3 protein-coding genes are annotated in these 1,897 nt (G+C 61.2%); 2 read left to right on the top strand and 1 reads right to left on the bottom strand.

What is annotated here, in order from left to right; translation table 11 throughout:
- Positions 1-132, top strand: a 132-nt coding sequence (locus H5T60_14475) for an HNH endonuclease (GenBank protein MBC7243636.1), incomplete at its 5' end; no start/stop codon positions are given.
- A gap of 12 nt (positions 133-144) precedes the next feature.
- The gene (locus H5T60_14470) at positions 145-1,311 is read left to right on the top strand and encodes a ribonuclease D (protein ID MBC7243635.1); all 1,167 of its coding nucleotides are present in this window, start codon (positions 145-147) and stop codon (positions 1,309-1,311) included.
- Between the two features lie 99 nt (positions 1,312-1,410).
- Here the strand turns inward: H5T60_14470 and H5T60_14465 are convergent, their stop codons facing one another.
- A complete protein-coding gene (locus tag H5T60_14465; protein ID MBC7243634.1) occupies positions 1,411-1,623 on the bottom strand; it encodes a cold-shock protein in 213 nt (70 codons plus the stop codon).
- Between the last annotated feature and the right edge of the window lie 274 nt (positions 1,624-1,897).

Here is a 1,897-nt window from a genome sequence, read left to right as displayed (position 1 = left end):
AAGGGCAACCGCACGCCGGAGGAAGCCGGCCTGACCCTGCGAAACCGGCCCGGCCGGCCGCGCTTCATCGCCCTGGCGCTGGTGTCCCAATCTGTGCCCAACGAAATTTGGCGCAAGTATCTCATCTATTGAGCCCCATACCATATGCCTGATTTCGCCGACCTCAACGCACCCTGGATGCTGGTAACCACCCCCGAACAACTCCAGCGGGTCGTTCAAGAACTGCGCCGGCATTCCCTGATTGCAGTGGACACCGAATCGAACAGCCTCTACGCCTATTATGAGTGCGTGTGCCTGATCCAGCTCTCCACGCCCGATATGGACTACATCATTGACCCGCTGGCTCTGCCGGATGTCCGGTCCCTGGGGGAATTGTTTGCCAATCCGGCCCAGCAGAAGGTGTTCCATGCGGCAGAATATGATATTGGCACACTGCGCCGGGACTTCGGTTTCGAGTTCCGCAACGTGTTCGATACGATGCTGGCCGGCCAGTTACTGGGCCTCAAACAGCTCAGCCTGGCGCGTTTGCTCGAGGAACGGCTGGGGGTGCAGATTGACAAGCGCTACCAACAGTACAACTGGGGGCACCGTCCGCTGAGCGAGGAGGTGCTGGCTTACGCCCGCCTGGATACCCATTATCTGCTCCCGTTGCGGGAGAACCTGCTGGTGGAACTGCGGTCGCGCCGGCTGGAGAGGGTGGCGGAAGAGGCCTTTCGCCAGGTGGAGAAGGCTGTTTGGAACCGCGCGCCGGCGGATCCCGATGCCTATCTGCGGCTGAAAGGGGCGCGGGATCTGGACCCCGAGGGGCTGGGGGTTTTGCGGGAGTTGTACAATTTGCGGGATGAGATTGCCCGCCGGCGCAATCGTGCGCCTTTCCGGGTGTTGAGCGACCATTTGCTGGTGGAGCTGAGCCGGCGGCGGCCGCGCACCGCCGCGGAGCTGGACGAGGTGCTGGCCCTGCCGGCCTGGCAGAGAAGAGAATACGGCTGTGCCCTCCTGCAGGCGATCGCGCGGGGAGAGGAAAAGCCGGTGATCCTGCCGGCCAACGGCCGGCGCTCCGCCAACAACGGCTCCGACCGGCTGACCGAAGAGCTGTTCGAGCGCTTGCGCGCCTGGCGCAACCAGCGCGCGGAGAAAGAGGGCATACCCCTTTCGGTCCTGTTGTCCAACCGGCTTCTACACCGCATTGCCGAGGAGCGGCCGGCGGACCTGGAGGCACTGCGCGCTGTTGCCGGCATGAGTGATTTCATCCTGTCGCGCTACGGCGAGGAACTGCTGGCCCTGGTTCAAGGAAGCCGGCAGAGGAAATAAAACGAACCCCGTGCCATATGACACGGGGTTCGTGGATTTCCTGCTCCGAGACGCGTCTCGCCGGCGGAACGAGACACGATGCAGGCGTGCAGGCGTCAGTTATGAGAGCCTGACGACGTTAACCGCATGCGGTCCCTTGGGGCTGTCTTCGATGGAGAACTCCACCTTCTCGCCGGCGGCGAGATCGCGAAATCCCTCGCTCTGAATGGCGGAGTAGTGGACGAACACGTCCGGGCCATTCGGTCGCTCGATGAAGCCGTATCCCTTCGTGGAATTGAACCATTTGACGGTTCCGATAATGCGCTCGCTCATTGGACTGCTTTCCTCCTTAACAACAAACACCTTTTGAAATTTGATTTTTTGGAATGCCGTGCATTCCGTTCGTATGTGCTCGCCCCTGCAGGGACGAGAGCTTCATCGCGCAACTCCGCCGGAGGTTGTGCGAAGAAAGCCCCAAAAAGAAAACCCCGCTTGGGCCACGATCCTGACCCTTACGGGGCTATGGACCTGAACTCCCTTTCCCAACAAGCCGCTCTGCACTTACAAGGCAATCATACTCCCACTCGCGGGAAATGTCAAATCGGCC

This window comes from Anaerolineae bacterium (genome assembly GCA_014360855.1).
Taxonomy (GTDB): Bacteria; Chloroflexota; Anaerolineae; order JACIWP01; family JACIWP01; genus JACIWP01.
This window is presented reverse-complemented; position numbering and strand designations above follow the sequence as displayed.